The organism is Paenibacillus silvestris, assembly GCF_009882985.1.
GTDB lineage: Bacteria > Bacillota > Bacilli > Paenibacillales > NBRC-103111 > Paenibacillus_E > Paenibacillus_E silvestris.
Genome location: NZ_WTUZ01000022.1, coordinates 513,061 through 536,960, shown reverse-complemented (window position 1 = coordinate 536,960; position 23,900 = coordinate 513,061). Strand labels below are relative to the sequence as shown.

Annotated in this window: 23 protein-coding genes; 5 read left to right on the top strand and 18 right to left on the bottom strand. The window is 44.3% G+C overall.

The genetic code is table 11. From position 1 onward, the window contains the following. Positions 1 to 5 precede the first annotated feature (5 nt). The 8 genes from GQF01_RS22795 to ybaK form a co-directional block, all read right to left on the bottom strand. Complete coding sequence (locus GQF01_RS22795) at positions 6 to 1,592, bottom strand: response regulator transcription factor (RefSeq protein ID WP_161408963.1); 1,587 nt, start codon at positions 1,590 to 1,592, stop codon at positions 6 to 8. Continuing rightward, the gene (locus tag GQF01_RS36890) at positions 1,589 to 3,325 is read right to left on the bottom strand and encodes a sensor histidine kinase (protein WP_161408962.1); all 1,737 of its coding nucleotides are present in this window, start codon (positions 3,323 to 3,325) and stop codon (positions 1,589 to 1,591) included. The genes GQF01_RS22795 and GQF01_RS36890 overlap by 4 nt, the downstream gene beginning before the upstream one ends. A gap of 470 nt (positions 3,326 to 3,795) precedes the next feature. After that, positions 3,796 to 4,518 carry an amino acid ABC transporter ATP-binding protein gene (locus GQF01_RS22785; RefSeq protein ID WP_161409902.1) on the bottom strand — a complete coding sequence of 241 codons (723 nt, stop codon included), beginning with the start codon at positions 4,516 to 4,518 and terminating at the stop codon, positions 3,796 to 3,798. 13 nt (positions 4,519 to 4,531) lie between these two features. Then, positions 4,532 to 5,179, bottom strand: a complete 648-nt coding sequence (locus tag GQF01_RS22780) for an amino acid ABC transporter permease (protein WP_161408961.1) — start codon at positions 5,177 to 5,179, stop codon at positions 4,532 to 4,534. 82 nt (positions 5,180 to 5,261) lie between these two features. After that, a complete protein-coding gene (locus tag GQF01_RS22775; RefSeq protein WP_235960176.1) occupies positions 5,262 to 6,053 on the bottom strand; it encodes a basic amino acid ABC transporter substrate-binding protein in 792 nt (263 codons plus the stop codon). Between the two features lie 250 nt (positions 6,054 to 6,303). Continuing rightward, on the bottom strand, positions 6,304 to 6,606 hold the full coding sequence (locus tag GQF01_RS22770; RefSeq protein ID WP_145659671.1) for a YunC family protein: 303 nt from the start codon (positions 6,604 to 6,606) through the stop codon (positions 6,304 to 6,306). 177 nt (positions 6,607 to 6,783) lie between these two features. Continuing rightward, positions 6,784 to 7,065, bottom strand: a complete 282-nt coding sequence (locus tag GQF01_RS22765; RefSeq protein ID WP_161408959.1) for a hypothetical protein — start codon at positions 7,063 to 7,065, stop codon at positions 6,784 to 6,786. Between the two features lie 593 nt (positions 7,066 to 7,658). Further along, a complete protein-coding gene (ybaK, locus tag GQF01_RS22760; RefSeq protein ID WP_161408958.1) occupies positions 7,659 to 8,132 on the bottom strand; it encodes a Cys-tRNA(Pro) deacylase in 474 nt (157 codons plus the stop codon). A gap of 115 nt (positions 8,133 to 8,247) precedes the next feature. Between ybaK and GQF01_RS22755 the strand changes: the two genes are divergently transcribed. Continuing rightward, positions 8,248 to 8,751: a hypothetical protein gene (locus GQF01_RS22755; protein ID WP_161408957.1), complete on the top strand. Its 504-nt coding sequence runs from the start codon at positions 8,248 to 8,250 to the stop codon at positions 8,749 to 8,751. Between the two features lie 35 nt (positions 8,752 to 8,786). Here GQF01_RS22755 and GQF01_RS22750 read toward each other — a convergent pair whose 3' ends face one another. The 6 genes from GQF01_RS22750 to GQF01_RS22725 form a co-directional block, all read right to left on the bottom strand. Further along, a complete protein-coding gene (locus tag GQF01_RS22750) occupies positions 8,787 to 10,640 on the bottom strand; it encodes a putative bifunctional diguanylate cyclase/phosphodiesterase (RefSeq protein ID WP_161408956.1) in 1,854 nt (617 codons plus the stop codon). A gap of 200 nt (positions 10,641 to 10,840) precedes the next feature. Further along, the gene (locus tag GQF01_RS22745; RefSeq protein ID WP_202556704.1) at positions 10,841 to 11,206 is read right to left on the bottom strand and encodes a DUF423 domain-containing protein; all 366 of its coding nucleotides are present in this window, start codon (positions 11,204 to 11,206) and stop codon (positions 10,841 to 10,843) included. A 35-nt stretch (positions 11,207 to 11,241) separates the two neighbouring features. Continuing rightward, on the bottom strand, positions 11,242 to 11,544 hold the full coding sequence (locus GQF01_RS22740) for a hypothetical protein (RefSeq protein ID WP_161408954.1): 303 nt from the start codon (positions 11,542 to 11,544) through the stop codon (positions 11,242 to 11,244). A 92-nt stretch (positions 11,545 to 11,636) separates the two neighbouring features. Further along, positions 11,637 to 12,557: an AEC family transporter gene (locus tag GQF01_RS22735; protein WP_161408953.1), complete on the bottom strand. Its 921-nt coding sequence runs from the start codon at positions 12,555 to 12,557 to the stop codon at positions 11,637 to 11,639. Between the two features lie 9 nt (positions 12,558 to 12,566). Further along, positions 12,567 to 12,896: a DUF1904 family protein gene (locus tag GQF01_RS22730; protein ID WP_161408952.1), complete on the bottom strand. Its 330-nt coding sequence runs from the start codon at positions 12,894 to 12,896 to the stop codon at positions 12,567 to 12,569. A gap of 36 nt (positions 12,897 to 12,932) precedes the next feature. Further along, positions 12,933 to 13,376, bottom strand: coding sequence for a MarR family winged helix-turn-helix transcriptional regulator (locus GQF01_RS22725; RefSeq protein ID WP_161408951.1), 444 nt, complete (start codon positions 13,374 to 13,376; stop codon positions 12,933 to 12,935). Positions 13,377 to 13,576: 200 nt separating this feature from the next. On the opposite strand from GQF01_RS22725, the gene GQF01_RS22720 reads away from it, so the two are divergent. Then, positions 13,577 to 15,844: an AraC family transcriptional regulator gene (locus GQF01_RS22720; protein WP_328803513.1), complete on the top strand. Its 2,268-nt coding sequence runs from the start codon at positions 13,577 to 13,579 to the stop codon at positions 15,842 to 15,844. Between the two features lie 42 nt (positions 15,845 to 15,886). Here the strand turns inward: GQF01_RS22720 and GQF01_RS22715 are convergent, their stop codons facing one another. The 3 genes from GQF01_RS22715 to GQF01_RS22705 all read right to left on the bottom strand — a co-directional run bounded on the left by GQF01_RS22715 (position 15,887) and on the right by GQF01_RS22705 (position 19,369). Next, on the bottom strand, positions 15,887 to 17,458 hold the full coding sequence (locus GQF01_RS22715) for an extracellular solute-binding protein (RefSeq protein ID WP_161408949.1): 1,572 nt from the start codon (positions 17,456 to 17,458) through the stop codon (positions 15,887 to 15,889). 74 nt (positions 17,459 to 17,532) lie between these two features. Next, on the bottom strand, positions 17,533 to 18,426 hold the full coding sequence (locus GQF01_RS22710) for a carbohydrate ABC transporter permease (protein WP_161408948.1): 894 nt from the start codon (positions 18,424 to 18,426) through the stop codon (positions 17,533 to 17,535). A 19-nt stretch (positions 18,427 to 18,445) separates the two neighbouring features. Then, positions 18,446 to 19,369: an ABC transporter permease gene (locus GQF01_RS22705; protein WP_202556603.1), complete on the bottom strand. Its 924-nt coding sequence runs from the start codon at positions 19,367 to 19,369 to the stop codon at positions 18,446 to 18,448. 281 nt (positions 19,370 to 19,650) lie between these two features. On the opposite strand from GQF01_RS22705, the gene GQF01_RS22700 reads away from it, so the two are divergent. Continuing rightward, positions 19,651 to 20,589, top strand: a complete 939-nt coding sequence (locus GQF01_RS22700) for a hypothetical protein (RefSeq protein ID WP_161408946.1) — start codon at positions 19,651 to 19,653, stop codon at positions 20,587 to 20,589. Positions 20,590 to 20,873: 284 nt separating this feature from the next. After that, on the top strand, positions 20,874 to 21,113 hold the full coding sequence (locus tag GQF01_RS22695; RefSeq protein ID WP_161408945.1) for an NHLP leader peptide family RiPP precursor: 240 nt from the start codon (positions 20,874 to 20,876) through the stop codon (positions 21,111 to 21,113). A gap of 46 nt (positions 21,114 to 21,159) precedes the next feature. On the opposite strand, the gene GQF01_RS22690 is transcribed toward GQF01_RS22695, so the two are convergent. Then, positions 21,160 to 23,058 (bottom strand): sensor histidine kinase, encoded by a 1,899-nt coding sequence (locus GQF01_RS22690; RefSeq protein ID WP_161408944.1) that lies wholly within the window; start codon positions 23,056 to 23,058, stop codon positions 21,160 to 21,162. 359 nt (positions 23,059 to 23,417) lie between these two features. On the opposite strand from GQF01_RS22690, the gene GQF01_RS22685 reads away from it, so the two are divergent. Beyond that, complete coding sequence (locus GQF01_RS22685) at positions 23,418 to 23,876, top strand: Lrp/AsnC family transcriptional regulator (RefSeq protein WP_161408943.1); 459 nt, start codon at positions 23,418 to 23,420, stop codon at positions 23,874 to 23,876. Positions 23,877 to 23,900: the final 24 nt, after the last annotated feature.

The following is a 23,900-nucleotide window of genomic DNA, read 5'->3' as shown; positions in this document are numbered from 1 at the left end:
GGTGTCTATTTGTTCTTCTCGAATTCTTTCGGCGAGCATCCGACTGCGCGTTTGAATGTCTTGGCAAATGTTTTCGCATCTGGAAATCCTACGGCATCAGCCACTTCATATACCTTCATTTCTCCCGTGCGCAGCCTGCGTTTCGCCTCTTCCATACGGATTCGCGTCAACGTTTCACTCAGCGATTCTCCCATTTCCTTGCTATATAAATCACTCAAATAACTGCGGCTCAATCTGACATAATCAGCCATGTCCGATGTGCTTATCGGTGATGCATAATTGTCCATCATATAAGTCAAAACTTTACGAATAAAGGGATTGGTTGAGCGATGAACCGGCTCCTTCCCAACAACCAAGCCATTCTCCATCAGCATGCTCATCGCTTGAAAAACCACTTCACTGACCTGCTCGAACCTGCTGCAGCCGCTCAGAGCTTTGCTGTTCACGTATAGCTCCTCGTATCGCTCAAGCGCTGCGCAGCCGCGTTCGCGCGCATAACCTGCGGCCAGCGCAAGCAGCTCCTGGATGAAGATCAACACCTTCTCCTTGTCATGGCGCTGCTCCCCGAGCTTGCGGCAAAGCGCCTCCGCATGGTGCCGATACCCCTCGCTGTTATTGTGCAGCACACAGCGCAGCAGGTCGCTGCGAATCTCAAACGGCAGCGCATGCCCTTGCCCGCATGCTGCCTCCGGCGCATGCACAACCAGGCGATTCCAGCTGGAGCTGTAGAATCGCTCCTGCACCTGCCGCGCATGCAGCGCCGCGGCAGGCTGCACGTCCGCGAGCCGGCGGATGACGACGCCGGCTCCGATGAACCAGTCCGGCGCGTGCGCGAGCCGGACCTCCGCGGCGCGCTCAAGCGCCGCGGCTGTGGCATAGACGCCGCCATCTTCGGCGGCGTCTTGCTGTTCGGCTGCTGCTGGGAGGAGCAGCAGCGTGCTGTCGGCGGCCAGCGGCAGCGCCGCCAGGCAGCCGGTCCAGCGCCAGTCTATGACGGCGGCGCTGGTGTGCAGCAGCAGGCTGACTAAGCTGCTGCTTGAGGCACTTGCGCCGGCAGAGCCGCTCGGCGGCGCGTCTGCCCCGAAGAGCTCTGCCTGCAGCTCAGCTTCGCCAAGCTTGGTCTGCAAGTAAGCCTGCAGCCTATTTGATAGCTGCATTTGCTTCGTGGACGCCAGCTCAAGCTCGCGAATCTGCTGCTCTCTCTGCTCATTCCGCTGGGCTTCGAGCTCTCGCTTAACACCCAGTAAGATGTCAATTAGCGATTCTGGCTCCATCGTAGGCTTCAGAATATAGTCCTTAGCTCCAAGCTTCATCGCTTCTTTCACATAGGTGAAGTCGTCCATACAGCTTAGAACAATGGAACTAATTGGTCTTGTCCAATCTCTTAGTTCTCTTATGAGCGCTATGCCGTCCATACGGGGCATGATTAGATCCGTTATCACAATATCGATTTGAAGTGATTCCAGCAGTTCAACTGCCTCTAGGCCATCTTCCGCATCACCGGCATAATGAAAGCCATGCATCTCCCAATCCACCAATGTACGCAATCCCAAACGAATGATGGGTTCATCATCCACAACAAGTACATTCATTCTGCTTCCAACTCCTCTCCCTGATGGATAGGAAGTGACATCCTGATCGTGGTTCCTTCCCCAGGTTTGCTGGCAATATGCATTTTGAATTCCGGCCCGTAGTAAAGCTTGATTTTCTCCCGAATATGCGAAATACCTACACCGCTCATTCGTTCTCTCAGCATCCGATCGGATCGGCTTCCTCCTGCAGCATGCATGGCTTTCCAACCAGAGCTGCCTTCTTCCACCTGCATCCCGACACCATTGTCTTCCACTTGGCAAAATAGGAGGTCTCTATCGAGCCATGTCCGAATCGTAATGACGCCTTCCCGTTTGGCCGGCTCGATCCCATGAATAATCGCATTCTCCACAAGCGGCTGCAGGAACATCCTTGGAACCAAACAGCCCAATGTTAGTTCATCCGCTTGAGAGACAACCTGAATGCGATCCCCATAGCGAAACTTCTGAATCTCCATGTAGTCTCGGATCAGCCCTATTTCTTCACGCAGCGTAATAAACTCGCCCTTCTTGCCTAAACTCGCTTGCAGCAGACGAACCAATGCACTTACAACCTCTGATATCTGAGGTGTTTTATGTATTTTGGCCACCCATTTTATCGTATTTAATGTATTGTAGAGAAAATGCGGGTTCAGCTGATAATGGAGTGCTTCCATTTCCGCTTCCTTTTTCAGCGATTCCTCTCTTTTTACCTGCTTAATAAGATCTTCTAGCCGATTCAACATTTGATTATAGCTTTGACCTAATTGCCCCCACTCGGTGGAGGTTTTGGATGTCCAGTACGCTCTCAAATCGCCAAGCTCTGCTCGGTTCATCAAAGCTTTGAGTACATCGAGGGGCCTCGTTACATAAGTCATGAACAGGAGTGCGCTGCCTGCACTGAGCATAACAACCAGAGCTACAAAAGCGATCAGCCAAGCGCGATAATAGGGAAATGCTGAAATAAATGATGGAATCGCTGTTTCATAATAAGACGTCCACTGGACGCCCCCTATCATATCTACGTGTTTCGCAGAGTGAATGAATGAATCATCTGTGCGCAAATAGTCAGTAGCGCGTCCTGCGCTCTTCAATTCTTCGCCCGTGTATAAGCCATTGCGATAGACCACTTTATTATTCTGGTCCATAAGAACATACGCCTGAAAGTTGTTTTTAACCGATAATTCCTTCATCAACTTGTTCATATTGACCCATAACGTTACCCTTCCAAGCTCCTGTAAGCTTGACTTGTCCTTGATCGATTCCGTATAGGTCAGCAGATACGCATCAAGTTTGCTATACTCAGCTATTAATGGTTCAAACCGTTTCTCAGCACTTCTGATGCGTGTATCCAGCATCCCCGGCGCCTCTGCACTCTGAGCACATAGCGTTCGATTCGATGATTGCAAAGTCAAACATACCTGTTCTAGATAACGGTTCTGAAGCATTTGATCGGACAGCAGACTGTTCGTATAGTCATTCAATTCTTTTCCTTCTCGGGAAGCGGCCTCTTTCATTTTGACAAAAGTTAATACGCCATAATCCTCCGTCACCCTGTGGGTAATATCTGAAGCGTTGCGCAGCCCCTGATAGATGGAAGCGATTACTTGATCGTGCTTTTGATCTACAGAAAGGGTCAACTCCTTCTTGCTATAGGCAGAAAATTGCCCCTGAAATAAATACATGGCCAAGACTAATGGAAGTGAAATAACCAGGAGCATATAGAGAAGCACACGGAATTGAAAGCGATTAAACACGTGTCTGAGCAGCGATCGCATACGTCACCCTTCATGTTGCCGTTGATAGTTATTTCATTATAAATCTATCTTTTACCAAAAAGATAGACATATCAGAGAGGCTGTTGTTCACGGCCGATGTGAAAACGAATACGATACGATCATGTAATTGCGGAAGTGGGGAACTACAGGGCTCTATTTTGGACTAGATAAGCTATTTGGGGGATGATTGGGAACTACAGGCGCTTATTTCTCTTAAAATCTTACTTTTCAACAGCATTTCGTTCAATTAGCGGATCATAGTTCCCTCGAACTGGCTATATGTTCTGATATACACATAATAAGGGACTGTAGTTCCCCTATTTCTTCGCCACTCGCTCGCTCCGGACTAGATCACCCTAGCTTCACGAAAAAAGAGGCCACCCATCACGTCATTTCTGACTCAATGAAATAGCCCCTTGCTATTCTTATTCATTCACTCATTCACCGTACTAAAGCACCTTGGACAAAAAGGACTTGGTCCGCTCTTGCTGCGGGTTCTCGAAGATTTGCGTAGGCTTGCCTTCTTCCACAATAACGCCTTGCTCCATAAACATAACGCGGTCGCCAACCTCGCGAGCGAAGCCCATTTCATGGGTAACGACAACCATCGTCATCCCTTCCTTAGCCAGCTGCTTCATAACGGCCAGCACCTCACCGACCATTTCGGGATCCAAAGCGGATGTCGGCTCATCGAACAGCATAATCTTCGGCTCCATCGCAAGTGCGCGAGCAATCGCTACACGCTGCGCTTGACCTCCGGAGAGCGAATCTGGAAACGCATCAGCTTTATCCGAGAGACCCACTTTCGCTAGGAGCTCCAACGCTTTTTTGCGCGCTTTCTCCTCTGACCATTTACGCACCTGAATCGGCGCCAGCATAATATTATCAATAACCTTCATATGCGGGAACAAATGAAAACGCTGGAACACCATGCCAAGCTCCATGCGGATCTCATTGATTTTATTCGTCGGGTCCATAATATCCTTGCCCTCAATCTTGATGGAACCGCCATTAGGCTGCTCCAAAAGGTTCAGACAACGTAGAAATGTCGATTTCCCCGATCCGGAAGGACCAATCACAACCAAGACCTCTTGGTGCTGAATATCTGCGGAAATATCCCGCAAAACGACGTTACTGCCGAATGCTTTTTTAAGATTTCTAACCTCAATCATCGCGGTCATATCTCTACACTCTCCTTTCCACATAGCTAAGCAGCTTGCTTAGAGAATAAGTGAGGATGAAATAAATGAATGCTGCCGTCAAATACGGCTCCCATACAGCGAAATACTGGCTGCGCATCGCATTAGACCAATACATCAATTCTGGCGCGGCGATAACCGCAAACAGCGATGAATCCTTAATCAACACGATAAACTCATTCCCAAATGGAGGAATCATCCGCTTAATCGCTTGCGGCAAAATGACCTTTTTCATCGTTTGATAATGTGTCATCCCTAGGGAATATGCGGCTTCCGTTTGGCCTTTATCGATGGACTGAATACCTGCCCTGAAGATTTCGGCCATGTACCCTGCAGAGTTCAAAGATAAAGCAACAATAGAAGCAATGATGGCATTAGTTGTCCCAAGAAATAAAGGAACGACCCCGTAATGCACGAGCAAAATTTGTACCAACAGCGGTGTGCCGCGGAAGAAGTTCACATATATGCTAGTTGGCCATCTTAGATACCCTCTGCGAGACATTTTGCCTAATCCCACAGCCAGTCCCAGCACGGAACCCAAACAGATGGACAAAATGGATATCCCAATGGTCAAAAGCGTACCTTTTAATAAAAGCGGTATATATTCAATAATAATGTCAAAACGAAACTCCATTCCACACTTCCTTTCTTACCTTATTATACCGATAACAGAACAACAGCATGCGTAGGGTTGAGTCACGCATGCTGCTCTTTTTTTATTTTTGTTCAAGCAACTTTTTCGTATCTGGCTCTTGACCGAACCATTTTTTGTACACTTTTGCATAAGCCCCATTTTCAATCACTTTTTTGATTGCTGGGTCAAGTTTCGCTTTAAGCTCGCTGCCTTTAGGAAGCAGAATACCGTAGTATTCGGACTCAAAGTTTTTCGTATCAGAAATGGTAACGAATTTTTTGTTCGGATTATTTTTCACATATTCACGAACGATTGCAATATCCGCTACAACTGCGTCTACACCGTTATTTTCAAGTTCCAACAGTGCAAGCGTGTTGTTATCAAGACGTTTCAAGGATGGGTTCTTCTCGCCTAGGATTTTGCTCATAAGCGTATCAGCTGTCGTAGAAATTTGAACGGCAACCTTCTTGTCTTTCAGGTCTGTCGCGCTTTTGATTGGACTGCCTTCTTTGACCAGAATCATGTTGGTTGATTCGAAGTACGGGATGGAGTAATCATAAGATTGTTTACGCTCATCTGTAATCGAAACGCTGGAAATACCGGCTTGATACTCTTTACCTTGTTTAACACTTGTAAGCATTGTGTCCCAACCTGTATTCGTTACATCGTAGGAAAGTCCTGCTTCCTTCATCACTTCTGCAAGAAAATCGATGTCAAAACCGGTCATCTTGTCTTTGTCCATATATTCCATTGGCGCATAAGCAGCATCTGTCGCAAACTTGATCTTCGTGCCGCCGCTATCTTTAGCTGCTCCACAACCTGTTAATCCGATAACTAGAGCTGCTGTTAAAACTAAAAAAGATATTTTTTTCATTAAGATTCCCCCCGTGCTATGTATGGAACGAATCATATTTTAACATCTGGTCAATAAAATGACAACGTCTGTGCCTAGAAAATTACTCAGGAAATTGCAGGTAATCACCTCTCTTGTTCATTTTTGGCTTTTTGCACAACAGAATTGTGCACCCTTTGTACTTTTTGCCGATAAAAAAATAGAAAAACGCCCGGATCTCTTGATCCGAAGCGTTCAAATTCCATAAATTGCTGCCATCGTAGGCAGACCCTTACATCATTTTCAAAATAGCTTCTCTTCCCGTCATTCCAGCAAAAATGCCCAGGTCTTCCGCCGTGTGCGTCACCGATTCTAGTGGTGCTTCAAGAAGCTCCTCAATCGTGCGCACGCCCGTTGCCCTTGCCGCGACAATGTTGCGTTCACTTAAACGCTCGTTGAGCAGTGCAACGTCTAATGCACCGCACATGATGTATCCTTTATCTGTCGTTACTACCAGCAGCGTCGTCTTGGGCAATTTAACCTCTATCGCAATTGCAGTATGTCCCTCAAGGAGAATTGGTTCTACGCGCATCATGCTCTGCACAGCTCCTCTTTGCAGTCTTACGGTAGTATATGCGCGTGCGGCTAGTACGGTGTGATGTTTGGTGGAAAAAGAATTTTTGTTTACTTGGACTAAGAAGAACATCCCGTATCCAGGCCCTATCAAGGCCAAGCCAAGGTCAAGGTTACTGGAGGCGTAAGACTTTCATTTTTACCACCACTGAGATAGCTCTAAAAATTCTTTCGTCCAGCCACTACTAATAGATATTTCTTGTAATGAGCCCGTCGGAGCAAATAGTAGCTTTAAGTCTTCTATAATAGAGTTAATAGAGTCTTCCTCACTCTCTTTAACCTTCTTTATTAGGATGTCCAAGAATTGAAGCAATTCTTCGAGAGAATCGTATTTTGACCATGAAATATCAGTAGTCGGAGAGTCCACTTGGTCACGAACTTGCAAGAGTAAACTAGTCAATAGTTGTTTTCTATCATTCATTGTCGCGAACCTCCTAGTTAAAACCTAGGCATTAATCATTCGTTGATCTGGATCTCAGTGAACTAAATTCGGAAGTAACTTAGTGAGTATGATAACCTAACGGACACAGCAGCCCTTATTCGCCGCAAATAAGGCATTCTCAGATTCTAACGGACACTACAGCTGCTATTCACGCGATTAGCATGAAATTCAGCCGTCCAATGACCAATTAACGACTCTGTTGTCCGTTAGACCTGCAATGAACGCCATTTATCGAAAATAACGGCACTACGGTCCGTTAGCGCTCGCGCCGAGCTGCTTCCTGACCCTGCCGAGTCCCCTCATTAACTAGCTAGGTCCTCAATCCAAACGCCGTAGTTTTTGGGTAGCACGATCCCTAACAGACACCACAGCCCTTATTCGCCGCAAATAAGCCAATCTCAAATTCTAACGGACACCACCGCTGCTATTCACACGATCAGCATGATATTTGGCCGTCCACTCACCAAGTAACGACTCTGGAGTCCGTTAGTCATCCAAAAAGGCCCATTTACCGTAAATAACGGCACTACGGTCCGTTAGCACTAGCCCCGAGCTACCTCCGAGTCCACTGTTCAATAAGCTATATCCACCAACCGCCCCTCCGAGGCAGTCACCAAATCTCCACCACGTAAGAAGATCTGTAGCCCCCGGCGGCCGCCGCTAATACTAACCAATGCCATGGATTCGACAGAGGCATGTATGTAAAAGGGGTACTTCTTCTTCATCCCCAGAGGAGATACGCCGCCCCGTATATAGCCAGTCAGTGATTGGATGTCTTTGACAGCTACCATTTCAATCTTCTTATTCCCGCTTACCGAAGCGAGGCTCTTTAGGTTCAGCTCCTGATCGCCGGGAATGCAGGCTGCAAGTACGCCCGTTTTGTCCCCTTTTAAAATGAGCGTTTTATATAACTGGCTAGGCTCTAGGCCTACTTTAGCGGCAACAGTAGCAGCATCCAACTGATCTTCATCCCAATCATATTCGTGAAGCGAATAAGTGATACGGAGAGAATCGAGGATTCGGCAGGCATTCGTTTTGTTTGACATAAGTTCCTCCTCTTTTGTATACAAAAGTTGCACGAATGAAAAACCAATCTATATTTGGATATCATAACATGATATAGTTAGGACATGAGCAATTTCTAGGCTGCAAGGAGGCCATATGAGTCAAGGTAAACCCAACCACACAGGTCATTTATTCACTGTAGAAATTTTAATTGAAGAGGCTTCTAATGGGCTTGCAATGGAAAAGCTCCTTCATTTTCTTAACGCACAGACACAGACGGTCAAAGACTATCGAATCCTCAAGGGCATCGAGCTTGGCAAATTAATCGAATTGAATACAACGACAAAAGAGAGCAAGCCTCCTTCATATACGGGCAAAAAGGCAGTAACTTCTCCCCCGCCTGCAACTCCCGCGCCAACGATGAAGTCAACAGCGCCAAGCGGAGCGGCCGATCACATTATTACACAGCTCGAAGGTTTCAAAGCTAACAACACATTGATTCGACTAACCGTTATCAAAGGTCAGGGCATTAAGCTCAATCTTCCCTGCCGCATTTTGAATTATGACAGGAGCAATCAGAATGTTACGGTGTATCATGTGGATGAGAAGAAAGTTTACTCATTTCGACTCAATGAAATCGACGATTACGTCGCTTTCTAACACAAAGAGGATGTCCCTACTAGGGGACATCCTCTTTAATTTCCCGAAGCCGTGGCATGAACGCCATGACTTAGCATATTCTCCAGCTGGGCTGCGTTCACAGGCGGGCTGAACCAATAACCCTGCACTTCATTGCAGCGGTTCTGATGAAGGAAGTGCAGCTGATCTTCCGTTTCTACACCTTCTGCGATCACCTTCAAGTTCAGATGGTGCGTCATCGCGATAATCGTAGTTACGATGGCCGCGTCATTAGGATCCACCATAATGTCACGGACAAAGGAACGATCAATTTTCAGCTTATCAATCGGGAATTTCTTCAAATAATATAGGGAGCTGTAGCCAGTCCCGAAATCATCGATGCTCACGTGAACACCTAGCTGCTTGAGCTCCAGCAAGGATTGGATTGCGTGATCAACATCCATGGTCATGCTCTCGGTAATTTCAAGCTCCAAATACTGCGGTTCAAGCCCCGTTTGCTCCAGCACATGAGAAATCTTGCCCTTCAAATTATGCTGGAAAAACTGCCGCATCGATAGATTAACGGAAATCGGCATCTTGGGGAAGCCTTGATTCTGCCAGGCTTTATTTTGCTTGCATGCCGCGCGCAGCACCCATTCCCCAATCGGCACGATCAATCCGGATTCTTCTGCAAAGGAAATGAAATAGTTCGGCGAGATCAGCCCCTTCTCTGGATGCTCCCAGCGAATCAACGCCTCTACACCGACAATGCGTCCGGTCTCAATATCAACCTGCGGTTGATAGAATAAGACAAACTCCTCTCCAGCAATCGCTCTGCGAAGCTCATTCTCCAGCTTGAGCCGATTGATAGATACGGATTTCATGTCGAAGTTGAAAATTTGATACTCATTGCGCCCTTTCTCTTTCGCTCTGGCGAGTGCGATATCGGCATATTTCATCAGTGTATCGGCATCTTCCTCATCTGCCGAAGAGATAGCGACACCAATACTGGCTGTTATATGCAGTTCATACTGTTCAAGAACGAATGGTTTTTCGAGGACGCGGTTAATCTCGGCGATGACAGCAATGACATCATTGGAGTCGGCTACATTGGTGTAGAAAAAGGCAAATTCATCGCCTTCCGTCCGCGCTAGATAATCATTTTCTGTGATGCATCTGGTGAAACGTTCGGCAAGCTGCAGAAGCAGCATGTTGCCATAATCGTAGCCGAAGCTGTCGTTGACTAATTTAAACCTATCAATATCTAAGTAAAAGACGGCAACCTGTTGCCCCGCTGATCGAGCCAAGCTCAATCGTTCGTTCAAGTTGTCTCTAAACATGCGCCTATTAGGCAGCCCCGTCATGTCGTCATAATAGGCCATATACCGGACTTGTTCATCGCCGCGCTTACGTTCGGTTATATCCTGACAAATGAGAATAAAACCTCTAACATCAGCGCTCAGCTGAACAGGAACTGCCGTTGCGTACAGGTCAACCCGGTAGCCGCTTTTATGAGACACAGAAGTTTCGAAAGTAAGCGGTTCTCCATTCGTCGCAAGTTGAATTTGATTACACGTCAGCTCATACTGCTCTTGCGTCACGAAATGACTGAAGCGTTTCTCCAGCAGCTCAGAGGCCGAATAACCGAGGATCGATTCCGCGGCTGTATTAATCCGAACGAATGTCCCTTCTTGATCAAAAATCCCAATCGCATTCGGATTATGCTCAAATAAAGAATCCAGCACATGATGATAAGATTGGTGCTGCAGATCTGATTCGGATAAGCGCTGAATGTCCCTTTCTTTTCTCAACAACTGAATGCACAGCGGCAGAGCAGCTAGAACACATATCCATACAGCATACGGCTTTACGTAAAGACTTACGAATATGGCGACGATCAAATATCCGCCAATATAGAGCCGGTTTTTCACAAATTTGCCTCCTCTTACGATCTCACGCTAGGTAATAGGAAGCGTCACACTGTGTGATTCATCCGACATACAACCAAGTCACTATGTAATTTAATCCATTTCCGTTACTCATTACTTTCTACATAAGTCGAGCTTTTCCTGCAAATAGGGCACAAAATAAAGAAAAAAGAGTCGGATTCTCCTGACTCTTTCCAGTTTTATTATTTTAGAGCAGCAATGGCAAGCAGAATCCATCCCACCAAGAAACTCAAACCGCCAAGCGGCGTAATCGGGCCAAAAAATTTGATGCCTGTCAAGCTAAGCGCATATAAACTGCCCGAGAATAAGATGATTCCGATAAAAATCGCCCATCCGGAAGCATTCACCATCGACGTGTTCCCCAGCTTGTCTGACAATATAGCAATGGCGATTAGCGCAACGGCGTGAATCATGTGATAATGCACACCCGTTTGAAAAACGTCTAGTTTGTCTGGCGTTAATTTCTGTTTCAAGATATGTGCTCCGAAAGCGCCCAGTGCAACAGAAAGAAAAGCATTCAAACTGCCGATCAATACAAAAATTTTCATCATGTTTCCAATCTTCCCTTCTATAAAGCCTTCATTTATTCCACTTCGCCGATATCATGCTGCCCAACGATTAGGCGTACAGGCTCCAAGTAAACCTTGGTAACTGTCGGTTGTTTAATTAAATCGATCTCAATATCTACAATTTTATTGCGGGCTATTTTGCCTTCTCTTTTGTCATAAACGACCTCGAATTGCTTGAGTCCCAGCTCATAAATCAGAGCGGAAGAACCGATGGAAAGTGCGTTAGATTCGTACTCCCCGTGTTCAAACAATACCTCGGATAAAATTTCTTCATTCATGTCCACAATCGTAACATACTGGCAAAATTGGTACTTCATCAATAACTGCCCCCTTTAAATTAGTAACATTTACTTACCAATTCAACGGAAAATGTCGAAATTCCTGCATCATTCAGTATGACCAAGAATGTTCACAGAAAACCCACAAAATAGATGACGACTGGGATAGTAAACATACTAAACAAGGTCGATGTAAACACAGCCTGTGAGGAAAACTCCGGTTCATTCTCATACTCAATCGCCAGCAACACACTGCTAAGGGAGGTTGGCACGGCACATGAAAGAACTAGCGCTTGTGCGGTCAGTCCAGTAATTCCAAGCATCCAGACAACCAAAAATCCGAGCAATGGTCCCGCAATCAGCCGCAAAATATTCGAAACAGCCACATTGGAGAAATGAAATTCCCATTTCATCCCGCCTAGCTGTACACCAAGTGTCAAAAGCGCAGTTGCCATGAAGGCGTTCGAAAGATACGTCAGTGGCAAATGGATGGAAGATGGAACAGGCAGATGGAAATATCTCAGCAGTACGGCTATTGGAATGGCATAAATGACAGGTAAAGACAGGATCGTCTTCATCGTTGCCTTCCAGGTTGATTTGTGCGCATTTAGCGTGTAAATCCCATACGTGTTAGGAATCAAATTTTGCATAATCATAATGATAATTTGTATGGAAAGGGTATAGGCATTCCCGCCGAATACGGTTTGATTAAGCGGCAGCGCGTAATTGGCGCTATTATAGAAAATAACGCTATTTCGCATGGCAATCCGCATGCCTCGCTGCATTTTTCTAATCCGTATATAGATCTCGATCACCGCAAAAAGGAGGCTAAAGAACAAGGCGAAAAACAAAAGAACCTGCAAAATGACACTTAAGTTCATTTCAGACTCGTACAGCTTCACGAAAACGATAGCGGGAGAAAACACATAGAAATTGAGCTTGGATAATGTTTTAATATCAAGATGAAAAGCACGATACATGACTGCGCCAATTGCGATCATGATTGAAATCGGCACAATATTATTGATTAAAATATAAACAAAATAACTCATTATAGTTCCTCACTTAAATGAAGTTCCGTTGCTGTAGTACGCATCCTTGCTGTAAGTCGTAAAAGCAACTTCAACCTCTGACAGACCAAGGCCAAGGACATGGGACGTAACGGCCATAGCGACTGCATCTCTGATCTGGTCCCCTCTTTCAAACCAGGCGACTTCAACAAACGGGTAGGCTGGAACGATTTTACCGCCGAAAATCGCCGGATGCTGCACACACTCTAGCGTAAAATTATCGGTGTCACATTCACAAATAGCAGCAAGCTGTTCAACCAAGCTCTCACTCATTCCACAAATTTGTTCGACGGATACTCCTCTGAACGTTAATCTAGGCATGCTTCTAACTCCAATCTGTTATTGCCGTAAGGCTTCTCATTTCGTTGATGCGTTTACGCTGGAAATAATACGTTTCAATTGTATATTGAAATTATGAATTTCTTCTAGAGACAGTCCGCTGGATGCAAGCAGCGTCTGCGGTATGCAAAATGCTTTTTCATAAAGGGTTAAGCCCGCTTCCGTAATAACAATGTTCACAACACGTTCGTCTTCCGTTGACCTTTTCCGCTCTATCAACTGCTGAGCTTCCATTCGTTTGAGCATCGGCGTCAACGTGCCTGAATCTAGATCTAACTTCTCGCTGAGCTCCTTGACGGTGCTCTCTTTTTGTTCCCACAGAACGAGCAGCACCAAATACTGCGGATAAGTAATTCCCAAACCTTCAAGAAAGGGACGATACATCCGTGTAATAGCTCTTGAACTTGCATATAAACTAAAGCAGAGCTGATTTTCAAGTTTTAATAATTCATTGGTGCTCATACGATCGGCTTCCTTTCCAAGTCCTATTGTGAACAATCGTTTTGTTTCAAATGTATATAAAAATAGCCCTACTGTCAATGTGAATAGTCAGATAAGTTCATAAATGTTGTATGATTCCATCTTGTGCCATTCTCTATTAGGGTGATATGGTATTACTACTTGAAATCACTGACCCTAAGTCCGTGTGGGGAGGCGCGCCTGTGAATGTGAATTTTTCCGGAGACAACCGCAAGTTGTACATTAAACTTCTACTGACTACAATTCTCTGTACGGTTCTTACACTGCTGGTATCCTCCACGATTTATTTTGTGAATTACAGAAATATTAACTTGAACCAGGTCTATCAAACCGATTTGGAAAATCTAACCCAAACGAGCCGCGAAGTCATCTCCATGACGGAAAGTGCGCAATCGCTTACATTTCAGCTGTACCGAAACGGCAATATCAGCAAGCTGATGTTTTATGAAAACCCTGATATCTATGATACCACGGCTGCCATGCGAGAATTGAACAATTATCTAAATTCCATGCCTTACATTGCTTCCATTTATGTCTATAACCCGAAAGCCAACTATGTCTACATAGCCTCCGACTCTGGGCAGAACGGATTAATGACCAAAGAAGAGTTGGTCGACAAAGATATTTTGAACGTACTGGATCATTTCCAGGAGTTCAAACCTTTCGTACCTATACCGCGTACCTACTTAAAAAGCGCGTCAAGCACGCAAAAAAGCAATGTCTACACATACCTTTGTTACGATGCAATCGGCAATAACAATGCACTCAATTCAGCCATTATCGTCAATATCACAACGGATTGGATCAATAAAGATATCGGCAAGCAGCATACTAATAGCACGAACAGCTCTTTTATTATCGATAATAAAGGCAGGACGCTTAGCGGCGATCTTCCCAATCATGCAGAAGCATTAACGGCCGAATCAACCATTACCAAACAGATTATGAGTAGTAAAAGCTCCGGTTACTTCATTGATACAGTGGGAGGCAAGAAATCCTTAATCTCCTTTACAGCGCCGGATTCCTTAGAGTGGCGGTACATCCGCATTACACCTTATCAAACAATCACGGAGAAAATCAATAAAATTCGCACAACGACGATTTACATTGGTGCCTCCATTTTAGTCGCTGGATTGTTAGTTTCTTGGTTATTATCACGCAAGCTCTATGTCCCTATTGATCGTATGGTTACGAAGATGAAATCCTTGGAATCGGATAAACGAAATTCGCTATTTACATTAAAGCAAGATGTCTTGCGGAAGCTGATTCAAGGGCATGAACCTATTACGGTCAAAATGATGCGGGAGAAACGCAGTGAGCTCGGCATTTTGTTCGATTTCCAAAGCGATTATCGTCTGATTCTCCTTCGAATCGATGGTTTTCAACCCTTTGTACAAAATCATCAAGACGACCTTCACGTGTACAAATATGCGATCATGAATATTTCCTCGGAAATAGCCTCACAAGCCTACCAAGTGGAAACGGTCGATATCGGGAATGACAGCACAGTGCTGCTGATTAATGCCCGAAGCGTGCCTTTCGATGGTGATCAGAGTATGTTTCTAGCACTTTTAAAACAAATACAAAAAGCCGTTGCCGAGCTGCTCAAAATAAGTCTTTCCGTCACCTACAGTCCGCCCAGCTCTCAGCCTCAGGATTTGGTGTCCCTGTATCGAAGAGTTGTCGATGCCTCTGAGCATCGCGTTTTTCTTGGCCCGGGCAGTTTGATTGCTTCTCTGGATCACCAGTATCCGGAAACAGATGATTATCTGTTTACCGTTGAAAAAGAGAAAAAGCTGATCGATGCTTTAATGGCTGGCAAAATAGCTGAGGCCAAGAAATTGTACAGCGTCATTATAGAGGAAACAAGGCCATATCCGATAAGCGTTTTTCAAGCAACTCTATCGCGCTTAACAATTACTTTGAATGGCGTCCTGCATACGATTCTCAAAAACAATTCCCTAGATACCTCCATGAGCATTCAGTTATCCAGAAATGCATTAGCCAAGCTGGAGACTATTGAGGCTATTGAAGTTGTCGTTTTCGAACTGTTCGATGAAATGAAGAAACGTCTAGATGACAAGCGAAGCATGAAGCAGGACGATCTTATTCGTAAAATCAACGATATGATTGAGCAGCACTGCGGCAATCCGAATTTATGCTTAAATTGGATCGCGGATGAGATGGATATGTCGCCGATTTATCTAAGCCGTGTGTACAAACAGAATACCATGAACGCGGTTGTAGATGTCATTAACACGATGCGAATGGAACGGGCCAAAGATTTGCTGAAGCACTCCGATTTGCCCATCGCCGATATCGCCGAACGGATCGGCTATACCAACAGTTCTTACTTCTACCGAATGTTCAAGAAGAATTTCGGCTTAACTCCCACCGATTATCGCAAAACCGGACTTGAACCCGGCAACGGCAATCAAGCTTCAACCTAAAACAAACAGCCGCCCTGCAACCAGCAAGGCGGCCGTTTCCTATTATTTAATGCCTTTTTCATTCACATATTGAAGCCATTGCTTCTTGTACTCCGCTTGCACCTTTTCAAGTCCAGCTTGCTTCGCTTTTTCCATGAATGTTTTCATGCCTGCATCTAGATCAGCTACAAGCCCTAGCTGCAATGGCCATAAATACTGCTTCTCTACTTGCTCCAGCGCTGCTTTCTCTGCTTGGTAAGAGCTGTAATCCTCAGCAAACCCAGTGAAGATATCCGGTTTTTGGATTTTATCCAGATCCTTATAGATCGCTTTCACCCCATCAAAGCTTTTCTCGAACAGCATGAAATCAGGGTTACGCCATGCCCAGCTATTCATCGACTCACGAGGGAAGCCATTGGAATTGTTATCGCCAATCATTTTGTAGTAGCCATTATCAACTTGGAAGTTCTTGCCTTCAATACCGTAGGAAGTAAGCCAATTGTACGCTTTATCCGTGACCATTTTCTCATAGAATTCGAGTGCGCGCTCAGCATTTTTACTGCTCTTAGGGATGGCAAATCCGTTGTGAATCGGATGAACAGGCTGCGCATAACCTTTGATGGTCGGGAAGGCATAATAGTCAAGATTCCAGTCAGGATGCGTCGACTTCATTTTGTTCAAAGAATCGTTGAAGCGTGCCGGGTTATCGCCAAATTCAGAAGCTGCTTTGCCGCTGACAAGCTGATCCCACGTTGAATCTTTCACGTTCAGAACGTTTTTCGGGATAAAACCTTTATCCATCCAACGCTTGGCGATTTTGATGTCTCCCATGTGCTCTTCTGAACCCCAGTAGGAGTAAACTTCACCTGGTTTATTGTAGTTGATCCCGATGCCGTAAAGAGGTGATCCCACGCTGTTGTGAACGACGTCACGAAGTCCGTTAACGATCAAATTCCCGTCTCCACCGCTGGCAAAAGGCAGGATGTTCGGCTCATTCTTCTTAATGCCGTCCATGTATGCTTCGAATGTTTCAATCGAAGTCGGCTTTGGCAAATTGTATTTGACCCTCAGGTCTTCACGCCAAACGAACCCATTCGTAACATACTCTTTGAACGTTGCTGGTACCGTATAAATTTTGCCATCTATTTTTACCGCTTCCCACATATCCTTCGGCACATATTTGTTTAGCGTCGGCGCAGCCTTTGGCAGAATATCATCAAGAGGCAGGAAAGCACCTTTTTTCGCGTAGGATTGATATTGTGTCCAGTCAGCTGTAAAAATCAAGTCCACTTGCTGACCGGAGGAAAGCAGAAGCTTGTATTTCTGATCCCAGTCCGTCCAAGTTGTATAGTTGAATTTCACCGTAGTATTTAAATCTTTCAATGCCAGCTTATTGACCTCGTCCTGAATGATTTGCAGATCCTTGGGAGCATTACCTAGCATGTAGAATTGCAGCTCGACCTTCTCTCTCTTTGGAGCTTCCGTCTTGACTGTCGCTGCTGGCGCAGCCGCACTAGCTGCCGGTGTTGCTGCCCCTTGTTTAGGCTCTGGCGAACTGCTGCAGCCTGTAAGAGCCGTGATAAGGAGCGCCCCGGAAAGAATGGCGGAGAATCGGTGTGTTGCTAACATTTTCATTTGAATCCTCCCTTTAGATGTGTAGTTATATGTCAGCCGAGAAGGTTGCCAATCTGTAAGCTCCTTCTTCGGTTCTAACCTTTGACAGCACCAATTGTCAATCCCTTGACGAAATAACGCTGAACGAATGGATACAGAAACAGAATTGGCCCTGTAACGATGATAGCCATCGCCATTTTCGTGGACTCCGTCGGCATTTCGCCGGTCATAACAACCCCAGTTCCTGCCCCCATTTGAGAGACAAAACGCATTGTATTGATCACGTTGTACAAGTAATACTGCAGCTCATACTTATTAGGATCATTGATGAAGAGTGATGACAACAGCCAACCGTTCCAATAATGCAGGGCAAGGAACAGCCCAACGGTCGCGATACCGGGCATCGACAATTGGAGAACGACACTGTAGTAAATTTTGAAATCATTGGCACCGTCGATTTTGGCCGATTCAATGAGCTCTTCGGGAATAGCTGATTTCATGAAGCTTCGCATCAAGATGATCAGAAACGGACTCATGAGCCCTGGCAGCACAAGTACCGCATAGGTGTCCGTCAGCTTCAAATAACTGGCCAGCAGGATATACCAAGGGACTAAGCCTCCGCCAAATAACGTCGTGAAGTAAATATAGAACGAGAAATGATTGCGGTATCGGAAGTCCTTACGCTGTAGAACGTAGCCCGCCATCGTCATGAGAAACAATCCGAGAGCTGTACCAATCAGAGTCACGAAAATGGTCACAGCGTAAGCTTTGAGTACCTGCTCTGGAAATCGAAATACCGTCTTATACCCCTCAATAGAGAAAACCTTCGGTATAAAGTGATATCCACTTCGAATAATGGATTCATTCTGTGTGAACGAAGCCGAAATAATCATCAGGAAAGGAAACAAGCAGACTAGAAAAGAGATGATGATCACGGCATAAGCCATTGTTTGGAACAAATGCATATATTTCTCGTCCTTGATTCTCAAGCCAGCAGCACCTCTTTCCCTAAAATAGAGCGTAATCGTCATTAATTTTTCGAATGATATAGTTGACGGTAATGATCAAGATGAACCCGAACAGGGATTGGTACAGCCCTGCTGCAGTCGCCATCCCTACATCGAAAGTAACTTTCAATGAGCGGTATACATAAGTGTCAATGATATCGGTTGCATTGAACAAAATCCCGTTATTTCCAATTAATTGGTAAAATAAGTCGAATTGGCCTTTCATAATACTGCCTAGGGAGAATAAGAGAAGCACCACAAAAGTCGGCTTCAGCATGGGAATCGTAATGTGCCAGACTCGTTGGAAAATATTCGCACCGTCAATTTTGGCAGCTTCATAATACTCTTCACTGATCCCCGTGATGGCTGCCAGATAGATGACCATACTGTACCCGAGATTTTTCCACAAATAAAAGATAATAATGAGGAAAACCCATGCCCAAGGCGTGTTGTACACATCGACAGGTTCGGTGCTGAACTCTTTTAACATTGTGTTGAGAAATCCGCTCTCATAATTAAATAAGTTGTAAACAATGACACTCAGAATAACGAAGGAGATGAAATAGGGCAGGAACATCACCGACTGGGCAATTTTTTTAAACCAAGCGCTACGAATTTCACTCAGCAGTACTGCACATATAATGGCGAAAACATTGCCAAAAATGATAAAAGCTAAGTTATACCCAAGCGTGTTAAGCGTTAATTTAATTAAAATGCCGGATTTCCATAAAAAAGAGAAATTGTCTAAGCCTACGAAAGGGCTGCCGAACAATCCGGCATTGAAGTCAAACCGTGTGAATGCATAATAGATGCCAACCATCGGAATGTACGAGTTAATAAAGAAGAAGATCAGGGTTGGCAGCAGCATGAGAAACAATATTTTGTTCGTTACGATTTCATAAAGGAAACCTCTGCGTTTGAGCATGATTGGGTGCGATCCTCCTTGGGGCATGTGTCTTGAGACGATCATAAATCAGCGCATAGAAACCGGGTAGTGAAGCCTCGCTAGGAGTGTGAACAATATGGTGAATTGGCGTATGAACAATCTTAACTTCAGTGAACTGGCATATGAACAACCTTAACTTCAATGAACTGCATGTGATATATCGTTGATACAGGGCGGTTTAAGAAGGATTTGGATTGTACCATTGTCGTATTCGTGCTACGATAGTTTCAAAAATATACCAATAAAGGGGGATATGACCTATGGATTGGCTCTCCGCTCATAAAGTCAAAATGGATGAGGTTTTCGCAGAAACGGAAAGTCTTATTCGCGCATTTCCTGAACCGCTGAATCATCACGGACTAGCCTATTTCGCCAAATTTGACCTGCGCCAGCCATCGAGCACGAAAAATTATATTTGCTATCTGCTTCCCTATTGGATGCAGGAAATAACCCATCTGCCGACAGATAGGGTCAAGAAGCTGAGTTTAGCGAATGTGTTCGTTATGCTTTATTATTTTGTGGTAGATGACATTATGGATGCTGCCAAAGGGGAGCATAAGGACAAGCTGCCCCTCGCGAACTTATTTCAATTGCAGTTTCAAAAGATGTATAGAGCGTTGTTCCCGCCGCAATCCCCTTTCTGGCCTTATTACGAGGCTTACGTACTGGAATGGGCCGAAGCAGTTACAGGTGAGCTGAGTGGCGATTACTTTCACACGGATCAAAGGAAGGTTGCCTGGAAAGCAAGTCCTGTCAAAAACGCCAGCACTGGAGCGCTGCTTCTCGCGGGTAAGGCTGAGCTGATCCCTGTCGTGACGAGCGCTGTTGAACAGGTGCTTGTGACCCTGCAAATGCTGGATGACTGGGCGGATTGGGAGGACGATTTGGACGAGGGTTCTTATAATTGTTTGCTTGCATTTTTGCTTGGGGGTGAGATGCGTATAGAGAGTGATTCGTTGACGTCTGAGTGGATCAAACATCAAATATATGTTCGTGATGGGTTGGAGGGGTATAGCGAGATCGCCGCTACACATCATGAGGAGTTGGTTGCTTTAGAGTTATCGATGAAAGGGCTTAGTGAATTTCATCTTCATCTTGTAGATAGTTTGCGTGCAACGGCGAAAGAGATCAAAGAAAAGCGAAAGCAGCTTCTTTCTGGCGGTTTATCCTATTTTTTGTCGAATTCTAGCAATTTTTGATAGAATATTTCGAAAATTCATGCTATACTCCTTTTGTTGGTAATATTAACCAACGGCTCGTGTAAAGATGCTGAGCCTAACGGACTGAAATCCCCCTATTCATGACTTTTCAGATCGAAACAGGATTTAACGGACCTGTGCGACGCTATTCCTCTCGAAATAGCCCCTAACCCGGGTAGTAACAGTGAATAACGCCCCCTCAGTCCGATAACATCCCATTTCGTCCCTAATATTCAGAAATAGCGGCTTCCAGGTCTGTTACATGTAAAGGGGAGTGGCTTGTCATGTCATCACATGAACAGTTAAAAGCAAAAATTATTCAAAAAGCTTGGGAAGATGAAGCTTTCAAACATCGACTTCTTGCAAACCCAAAGGCAGCACTAAGAGAAACCTTTGGCATTAATCTCCCGGATGATTTTACAGTGAACGCGGTTGAAGAAACTTCGACGGAGTTTGTGCTTGTTATTCCGGCTAATCCGGCTAAGGTGCTGGTGACTGCGGGTGCTGCTTCCCTTACTTGGTAAAACAATTTAATAAAGGTGCTACGCAATTAATGTGTAGCACCTCTTTCTATTCATTACTATTAATTGGAAAGCGAAGAATGACTTCAGTGCCCACATTTTTTTGGCTTTTGAATTCAACCTTCCCTTTCATATTCTCAATAATTTGAAAAGAGACCATTAATCCGAGTCCAGTTCCTTTCAATTTGGTAGAATAATAGGGTACTCCCAGTCGGGTCAACTGGGCCGCTTCAATTCCCTCCCCATTATCTTTAATATGTATATAAACCTCTTCATGCTTTTCGTAAGCCCATATGTTCACAAAGCCATCATCCTGAAAAGCTTCGATGCTATTTTTAATTAGATTTATCAGTACTTGTTTTAATTTTGATGAATTACCCTGGATAAGCAAGTGTTCAGGGACATCGACATTTATCCTTCCACTATTCAGTGCAACCAAAGGAAAGATGATGCCTTCAATTTGCCTAAACTCCTCGAAAAGATTTAACTTCTTAATTTCCTCTCCCTGTGGTTTAGAAAAAGTTAGGAAATCCGTAATAATGACGGAAGCTCGATCTAACTCTTCGATGGCAATTGTCATATATTCCTGGCTCTTCTTATCTGAACGAGAAGCAACAAGCTGCAAAAAGCCTCGTGTTACCTGCAACGGATTTCTCACCTCATGAGCAATTGATGCCGCTAATTGACTGATAATCTCCATTTTTTCCGATTGCTGAAGCTGATGATTGTAATATTCTAGTTCTTTAGAATAATTAATAATGCGTTCTTGATTGATTGAAAATCGCCTTCCCATTATTATAATAAGGGCTATAATGAATCCCAATATCCCCCATTTCCATAGAAAAATCTGCTTGTTCTGTGAGTTCACATAGTAGAGAACAAGATCTAGTGTGCTCATAAAGGCAAGTGAGGCAAACCCTGCTGAAAATATTACAGCTTCTTTGTTCCCTCTGAACATGAGTAATACCGATGATCCAATGAGTAAACTAAACTGAAGAATCATTATAATCCCCAAAATCGTAACAGATACAAAAAAATAAACTTTATTAAATCGATAATCATTTAATACGTTAATTAACAAGCAAATAACTGTAAAAACGGAATACACCGTTTGAAACTTTCTAACCCAAGAAATTACATTATTTTTACCATCACCAAAAATTCGTTCAAAATAATAGGTTAGTGCCGGTAAAAAAACATTAAGTGAAATATCGAAGCTAACACTAAATATCGCCCCATATTTCGGGAAACTTGCATATAGGAAAGGCGTGTACGTAATAAAAATGATACCAAGTGATACAAAGAGCACACTAACTAAAATCCAGTCTGTAAGATTAACTCTTTTTAGGAATATCGATCCTAGCAACATTATTGAAGCTATGAAAAGAAATGCACACCCTAGAATAATATTTTGTAAGTCTCCAAGTATATAGGATCTCAATAGAATATCATAATCATCCAGCGCAATTGCAGAAATTATGCCCAAACGCCCCATTGAAGTCTCAAGTTTCATAAAAATAGTTTTTCCACCATCTTCACTGCTAATAGGGAAAAGACTGCTTTGTTGGTCGTAAGAAAATCCAATCTTACTTTCTTGGACTAATCGATGCCCAATATGCACCGTAAGGTGCTCAGCGTATAAACCCTGAATAAACATCCCATAGTTTTCGGGAATTTGAGAAGGTAGTTTGATTCTTATCCACGCAGTAGTAATGTCCTTCGGTTTCTTAGGAATAGCTTCACCGCTCTTCACTATCTTCCATCGCTCAGGCGAGGACGCCATAACACTTTCCAAACCTTCTGATGGATCCCCCCACATAATTGAATACTCCGAAATCGTTTGCATTCTATCTGAAAGTTCACTGGCATCTGCTCGCGGCATTAAAAACACACTACTCAACACAACAACAAGTACCACTAACCAAAGCGTTTGAGAAAACCGCTTCATGTGTTCACCATCCCCGTCCAAACTTAACTTACAATGTTTAACAATAAATGAAATTCGACAGGATACGCACTTTCCCTTCTTTTACCAAGTAAACAATAGTCAAACAAATATAGCCCACTCTTACCAATTAAGAGGTGATAATTACTTGAGATATGCTCGGCTCTGTGGTGATACCTATTTCTCTCTTCACTCCACCGTTCTGACGCGTTAATTTATATTACATACATTTAAAATAATCTATATTTATGTTATGTTTATTAACATACAAAGAGGCATCAACCGCTCTTCTTATTATTTTTCGTAAAATATTATCTTTATCATCAACTGAATATATTTTTCTATGTAAGGAGTTATATCATATGGAACTTTCCCATCTCGATCAAGTGGATAAAGAAATTATCAGGCTGCTGCATAACAATGGCCGCCTTTCCTACGCCAAAATCGGAGAAATCCTCAACCTTTCGCGTGTAGCTATTCAAAAAAGAGTAGAAAACCTGATCGACAATGAAGTCATCGAGAACTTCACCATTCGATTGAATGCTGCAAAATTAGGAAAGGTCGTCAGCGCCTTTTTCGAAGTGGAGGTAGAGCCGCGTTTTACCGAAGAGGTAGGCAATCAGCTTTCAGATGATGCCAATGTCATCTCGATTTATCAAATGACAGGAAACAGTTCGCTGCATGTGCATGCTCTCCTGAAAGATGAAGCTGCATTAGAGGCATTTTTGTATCAAAACCTCTATAAACGGAGTGGCGTTGTTCGCGTGAACACGCAAGTGGTGATTAAACGGTTTAAGCAGGGGAAAAGGCTGGGGCTTTGAACCTTAGTTATAAAAAAACCGTCA

Coding starts and splice junctions, on each gene's coding strand:
- GQF01_RS22780 (WP_161408961.1), bottom strand. CDS start 5,179: ATGGAGTTTCGTTTTGACATTATTATTGAATATATACCGCTTTTATTA.
- ybaK (WP_161408958.1), bottom strand. CDS start 8,132: ATGTCAAACAAAACGAATGCCTGCCGAATCCTCGATTCTCTCCGTATC.
- GQF01_RS22775 (WP_235960176.1), bottom strand. CDS start 6,053: ATGAAAAAAATATCTTTTTTAGTTTTAACAGCAGCTCTAGTTATCGGA.
- GQF01_RS22690 (WP_161408944.1), bottom strand. CDS start 23,058: ATGAAGCGGTTTTCTCAAACGCTTTGGTTAGTGGTACTTGTTGTTGTG.
- GQF01_RS22745 (WP_202556704.1), bottom strand. CDS start 11,206: ATGAAAATTTTTGTATTGATCGGCAGTTTGAATGCTTTTCTTTCTGTT.
- GQF01_RS22715 (WP_161408949.1), bottom strand. CDS start 17,458: ATGAAAATGTTAGCAACACACCGATTCTCCGCCATTCTTTCCGGGGCG.
- GQF01_RS22770 (WP_145659671.1), bottom strand. CDS start 6,606: ATGATGCGCGTAGAACCAATTCTCCTTGAGGGACATACTGCAATTGCG.
- GQF01_RS22795 (WP_161408963.1), bottom strand. CDS start 1,592: ATGAATGTACTTGTTGTGGATGATGAACCCATCATTCGTTTGGGATTG.
- GQF01_RS22685 (WP_161408943.1), top strand. CDS start 23,418: ATGGAACTTTCCCATCTCGATCAAGTGGATAAAGAAATTATCAGGCTG.
- GQF01_RS22765 (WP_161408959.1), bottom strand. CDS start 7,065: ATGAATGATAGAAAACAACTATTGACTAGTTTACTCTTGCAAGTTCGT.
- GQF01_RS22740 (WP_161408954.1), bottom strand. CDS start 11,544: ATGAAGTACCAATTTTGCCAGTATGTTACGATTGTGGACATGAATGAA.
- GQF01_RS22700 (WP_161408946.1), top strand. CDS start 19,651: ATGGATTGGCTCTCCGCTCATAAAGTCAAAATGGATGAGGTTTTCGCA.
- GQF01_RS22755 (WP_161408957.1), top strand. CDS start 8,248: ATGAGTCAAGGTAAACCCAACCACACAGGTCATTTATTCACTGTAGAA.
- GQF01_RS22705 (WP_202556603.1), bottom strand. CDS start 19,369: ATGCTCAAACGCAGAGGTTTCCTTTATGAAATCGTAACGAACAAAATA.
- GQF01_RS22695 (WP_161408945.1), top strand. CDS start 20,874: ATGTCATCACATGAACAGTTAAAAGCAAAAATTATTCAAAAAGCTTGG.
- GQF01_RS22785 (WP_161409902.1), bottom strand. CDS start 4,518: ATGATTGAGGTTAGAAATCTTAAAAAAGCATTCGGCAGTAACGTCGTT.
- GQF01_RS22730 (WP_161408952.1), bottom strand. CDS start 12,896: ATGCCTAGATTAACGTTCAGAGGAGTATCCGTCGAACAAATTTGTGGA.
- GQF01_RS22735 (WP_161408953.1), bottom strand. CDS start 12,557: ATGAGTTATTTTGTTTATATTTTAATCAATAATATTGTGCCGATTTCA.
- GQF01_RS22725 (WP_161408951.1), bottom strand. CDS start 13,376: ATGAGCACCAATGAATTATTAAAACTTGAAAATCAGCTCTGCTTTAGT.